We start from the raw sequence: 5,262 nt of genomic DNA on the forward strand, positions 1-5,262 counted from the left end.
GAGTTGATCAACTCCGGCCGAGCCCCGCCCTGTTGTGGATCTTCGATGTGTGCGGGTGGGCCGGAGGGTGCGACCGGGAGGCGCGCGGGGGCGTTCTGGTTGAACAGTTGAGCTGTATTGCCCCCCAGGGGATGGAAACCACGTCAAGTTGGTCAAAAGCGCGGTGGATGCGGCGTAGTTCGTGATTCCCTCGTTTGACAGAACATTTCAGCCCACGGACCCCAGTTGGGCCGGATCGGGCGCTTCCCACCTCCCTCAGGTCAGACCTCCGGTGGCGCCCCCTGCTCATGTGTCCCTGCGTTTGCGGAGCCGACCCATGCTCACGTCCCTTCAGACGGCCTATTCCGATACCCGCGCTGCCGATCTGGCGTGGGCGCTCGGCAGGGAGCCGCTGCCCGCCCTCGCCGTGCTGGATCTCCAGCTCGGCGGCACCACCATGCAGTTGAGGCTGCTCGGTGCCTCTCATCAGGTCCTGTTGGAGGAGGAGGGTGGCGGCACCACCTGTTCGGAGACCGTGGCCTGTCTCCCGGGCAGCCGCACTCCGCTGCCCCTCGGGGTGGCCGAGCAACTCGGCGACCGGGAGTACGAGTTCGCCGCGCGTGTGGAGACCCTCAGTGAGGTGCAGTTCGCCGCGCGGGCGCAGGAGTTGCTCGCCCTGGTGGCCGAGCACCCGCACGGTCTGGCGGGCACGTTTCCGGGCAGCCCGTACGCCTTCACCGCGATGCTGGCGCAGCGCTCCGAGGGCCAGGTGCGGTGGCGTACCTGGCACGCGTACCCGCAGGAAGGGCAGTTGGTGGTGACGCGGACCCGGTTCGGGGTGCGGATTCCGGCGCTGCCCGGGGGTTCGGTGCGGCCCGGTGCGGTGGCGGGAGTGCCGGGTGTCCCGGCGCTGATGGCGCAGCCGACGCGTAAGAGGGCGGCGGTCTTTCCGGTCGCTTCCACCGTCGCGCCGGCCGTCTCCGCCGCGTCCGGCGTGCCCGTGCTGTCGCTCTGAGATGACCGAAATACGCGCGGCGTGCGGGGCGTTGGCGTGCGCCGGTGGGCGGTCGGCGCGCGCCGGGCGCTCGCTCGGGAGCCTCATGTGCACCCTTGCGGGTGACAGGGTGCGAACGAATCGTGACGTAGCGTTCCGGGCATGATCGACCAGCAGGTGCCCCTTCTCCGGGGTGCGGCGCCCCTCCCCGTACACCCGCGGACCGGCCGATTCCTCGTGCTGGCCTCCGTGTTCGTCTGCGCAGCCTGCGGCTTGGTGTACGAACTCGAACTGGTCGCCATGGCTTCGTACTTGATCGGCGACTCGGTGACGCAGGCGTCGGTGGTGCTCTCCGTGATGGTCTTCGCGATGGGGATCGGCTCGCTCCTCGCGAAACGTTTGCGCTGTCACGCCGCCGTGGGGTTCGCCCTGATCGAGGTGGCGCTCGCGCTGGTCGGCGGGTTCTCCGCCCTGGTGCTGTACGCCTCCTTCGCCTGGCTCGGGGAGTCACGCGTCGCGCTGGTCGGGTTCTCGGTGGCGATCGGCGTCCTGATCGGGGCCGAGATCCCCCTGCTGATGACGCTGATCCAGCGGGTCGACCGGCAGGACGCGGGCGGGACCGTCGCCGATCTGTTCGCGGCGGACTACGTGGGCGCCCTGGTGGGCGGGCTGGCCTTCCCCTTCCTGCTGCTGCCGATGCTGGGGCAGCTGACCGGCGCGCTGTTCACCGGGGCGGTCAACGCGGCGGCGGGCGGGGCCCTGATCCTCTGGCTCTTCCGCCGCGACCTCACCGCACGGTCCCGCTGGCTCCTCGTCCTCGCCGGGGTCTGCGCGATGGCGCTCCTGGCCACCGCCACCCTGCTGGTGGACGACTTCGAGAGGGCAGCGCGCCGGGCGGTGTACGGGAACGAGGTGCGGGTCGCGGTGCGGACCGGGGTGCAGGAGGTCGTCCTCACCGGCGCGGGGCGCGACTCCCTCGACCTCTACCTCGACGGCCGGCTGCGGGTCAGGGCCCGCGACGAGTTCCGGTACCACGAGGCCCTCGTGCACCCCGCGATGAAGGGGCCGCACGCCCGGGTGCTCGTCCTCGGCGGCGGGGACGGGCTGGCCGCCCGCGAGGCGCTGCGCTACCCCGACGTGACCCGGGTGACGGTGGTCGAGCTGGACCCGGGGGTCACCCGCCTGGCCCGTACCGACCCCGCACTCTCCGCTCTCAACGGCCGCGCTTACGAGGACCCACGGCTGACGGCGGTCACGGCGGACGCGTTCACCTGGCTGAGGTCCGCCCACGAGCGCTACGACGTGGTCATATCCGATCTGCCGGACCCGGGCATCACGGCGAGCACCAAGCTCTACTCGGCCGAGTTCTACGGTCTGGTCATGCGGGTGGTCGCCCCCGGCGGCCGGTTCGTGGTGCACGCGGGGCCGCCGGGGAAGCGCCCGCACACCTACTGGACGGTGGACGCGTCCGTACGGGCGGGAGGCATGGCCACCCGCCCGTACCGGGTTCTCGGGCGGCGGTCCGGGTTCGCGAGCCCGGACCGGGTGCCGGGCCACACGGACGCCGCGGAGGACTGGGGCTTCGTGCTGGCGGCTCCGGGCGGGGCGGCGCCCGTGCTGGGGCTCGGCTCCCGGACCCCCGCCCTGCGGTCGCTCGACGCGGAGAAGCTCGCGGCCGCCGGACGGGCCGCGGAGGGGATTCGGATGCCCGCCCGGCCGCCGTCCACGCTGCTGCATCCGCGCTACGCCTCGGAGACCTGACGCGAGGGCCGGAGCGTGAGTAGGCTCGGTTTCATGGAGCATGAGGTGTTCGTTCCGGTTCCGGTCGCGTCCCTGCGGAGCGCGCTCGGCGACCCCGCCCGGGTGGCACGCTGTGTCCCGTCCCTCCAGCAGGACGCGGGTGCGTCCGAGGCGCTCGCCGGCCGGCTGAGGTTCCGGGTGGACGGCCACACGATCACCTACCGGGGCGCCCTGGAGCTGACCGCGACGGACGAGTACACCGTCTCGGTCACCGGGGAGGGCACGGCTGCCCGGGGCGCCGGATCGGTGAAGCTGGCCCTGACGATCACCCTCGACGACTCGGCCGGCGGCGACGCCGTGAGCAAGACCGGGAGCGACGCCCCGGGCGCGTCGGGCACGACGATCCGCTACACCGGCACGGCCACGGGGGACGGGCGGCTCGCCGAACTGGACGCCGAAGCCGTACACGCCGCCGCCCGCCGACTGCTCGACCGCTTCACCCAGCAGCTCGTCACGGAGAGTCTGGGCGCCCACGAGAGCCACCCTTCCCAGGCCGGGGAGAGGCGCGAGACACCCGGGGCACCCGGTTCGTCCGGAGGTGAGGACGGCAGGAGCACCGGCACCGCCCCCGGCAGCGCACCGTACGAGGACACCGACACCAGCACCGGCATCGAGGCCCGGGCGGACGCCGAGACACGTCCGGACCGGGGCGACGCGGCCTCCCCGTCCGACGAGGGCGCCGGGTACCTCTTCGACGCCCCGGTGCCGCCCTCCTCGCTCGACGCGGGCGCCGGTATCGAGTTCGCCGTCCCGGACGAACCGCCGGCCGAGGCCGCGCACGCCCGGCGCACCATGATCGGGCGGAGTGCCGAGGAGGTGGACCACGCGCCGCCGCGCGGCCGGTACGCACCCGTGCCCTCGCCGGAGGCGACCAGCGCCTCCTCCACCCTGCGGTGGGCGGCCCCGGCGGCGGTCCTCGCCCTCGCCTCCGCCGTGGTGGTGGGACGGGCGCTGCGGCGCCGGAGGTGAGGCGCCGGTGCGGTCGCACCGCACCTGACGTCGGGCATCGATCCACCACGAAGGGCGGGTCAACCCCTTAGGGTCGTTCCGTGAGTAGCGAGAAGAGCGTCCGGCTGACAGCCGGCGACGCCGAGTTGACCATCGACCCCGTCCGAGGGTGCCGTATCACCAGCCTGCGGATCGGAGGCACCGAACTGCTGCGGCAGGGCGAGCGGTACGGCTGCTTCCCCATGGTTCCCTGGGTCGGGAGAACCGCGTACGGCGAGTTCCGCAACGGCGACACGGTGCACACCCTGCCGCTCAATTCGCCGCCGCACGCCATCCACGGCACCGGCCGCGACACCTCCTGGACCACCGCGCGCGAGGTGGAGGGCGAGGCCGCCTTCTATTACGACCTCGCCGAACCGTGGCCGTACCAGGGGCGGGTGACGCAGACCTTCGAACTCTCCGGGGACGCCCTGACGATCCGGATGTCCGTGGAGACGGCACGCGACTCCTTCCCGGCGCAGGCCGGCTGGCACCCCTGGTTCCTGCGCAACATCGGTGGCCAGGACGCCCGGCTCTCCTTCGACGCCGCCTGGCAGGAGGAGCGCGGCGCGGACCACATGCCGACCGGGCAGCGCATCGAACCGCTCCCCGGCCCCTGGGACGACTGCTTCGGGATGCCGGACGGGGTCAAGGCCACGGTCACCTGGCCGGAGCAGCTGGAACTGACGGTCACCAGCCGCGACGAGTGGGTCGTGATCTACGACGAGCAGCACGAGGCGCTCTGCGTGGAGCCGCAGTCCGGCCCGCCGAACGGGCTGAATTCCACTCCGCGCCTGGTCACGCCGATCGAGCCGCTGGAGATGGCGACCACCTGGAGCTGGGCTCGGCTCTGAGGAAGCCGACTCCGCCACGTACTCTCGACGGTATGACTGACGTACGCGCTGACCTGCTCCAGCAGATCAAGGACAAGGCCGTGGTGCACGGCAAGGTGACCCTCTCCTCGGGTCTTGAAGCCGACTGGTACATCGACCTGCGCCGGATCACGCTGGACGGCAAGGCCGCGCCGCTGGTCGGCCAGGTCATGCTCGACGCCACCGCCGAGCTGGACTTCGACTGCGTCGGCGGTCTGACCCTGGGTGCCGACCCGGTCGCCACCTCGATGCTGCACGCCTCCGCGGCGCGCGGTAAGACGCTGGACGCCTTCGTCGTCCGCAAGGCGCAGAAGGCGCACGGGATGCAGCGCCGTATCGAGGGCACCGACGTGAAGGGCCGCCGCTGCCTGGTGGTCGAGGACACCTCGACCACCGGTGGATCGCCGCTGACCGCCGTCGAAGCCGTCCGCGAGGCCGGTGGCGAGGTCGTCGCCGTCGCCGTGATCGTGGAGCGGGGCGCCGCCCCGGCCATCGCCGAGGCGGGACTGCCGTACCTGCACGTCTACTCGGTCGCCGATCTCGACCTGGCCTGAGTCCACGAGGGCGAGTTGACGCTCTGACCTGCGGTTTTCTCCGGGGTGCACTGTTTCAACTGAAACAGTGGACCCC

Annotated in this window: 4 protein-coding genes and 1 pseudogene; all 5 read left to right on the forward strand. The window is 72.2% G+C overall.

The genetic code is table 11. The features are described 5' to 3' along the window. Window positions 1-316: 316 nt before the first annotated feature. Window positions 317-832 (forward strand): annotated as a pseudogene (locus ACFWEP_RS31125) (DUF2617 family protein); the annotation flags it as partial. A gap of 303 nt (window positions 833-1,135) precedes the next feature. Continuing rightward, the gene (locus tag ACFWEP_RS31130; RefSeq protein WP_387375111.1) at window positions 1,136-2,734 is read left to right on the forward strand and encodes a polyamine aminopropyltransferase; all 1,599 of its coding nucleotides are present in this window, start codon (window positions 1,136-1,138) and stop codon (window positions 2,732-2,734) included. 33 nt (window positions 2,735-2,767) lie between these two features. Next, window positions 2,768-3,742 (forward strand): carbon monoxide dehydrogenase, encoded by a 975-nt coding sequence (locus ACFWEP_RS31135; RefSeq protein WP_387375112.1) that lies wholly within the window; start codon window positions 2,768-2,770, stop codon window positions 3,740-3,742. An 80-nt stretch (window positions 3,743-3,822) separates the two neighbouring features. Continuing rightward, window positions 3,823-4,614, forward strand: a complete 792-nt coding sequence (locus ACFWEP_RS31140) for an aldose 1-epimerase (RefSeq protein WP_387375114.1) — start codon at window positions 3,823-3,825, stop codon at window positions 4,612-4,614. 32 nt (window positions 4,615-4,646) lie between these two features. Next, complete coding sequence (gene pyrE / locus ACFWEP_RS31145) at window positions 4,647-5,186, forward strand: orotate phosphoribosyltransferase (protein ID WP_387375115.1); 540 nt, start codon at window positions 4,647-4,649, stop codon at window positions 5,184-5,186. Window positions 5,187-5,262: the final 76 nt, after the last annotated feature.

The organism is Streptomyces sp. NPDC060198 (assembly GCF_042728415.1).
Classification (GTDB): Bacteria; Actinomycetota; Actinomycetes; order Streptomycetales; family Streptomycetaceae; genus Streptomyces.

Bases quoted from the DNA above. Each gene is read 5' to 3' on its own strand.
- ACFWEP_RS31130 (WP_387375111.1), top strand. From the start codon at position 1,136: ATGATCGACCAGCAGGTGCCCCTTCTCCGGGGTGCGGCGCCCCTCCCC.
- ACFWEP_RS31135 (WP_387375112.1), top strand. From the start codon at position 2,768: ATGGAGCATGAGGTGTTCGTTCCGGTTCCGGTCGCGTCCCTGCGGAGC.
- pyrE (WP_387375115.1), top strand. From the start codon at position 4,647: ATGACTGACGTACGCGCTGACCTGCTCCAGCAGATCAAGGACAAGGCC.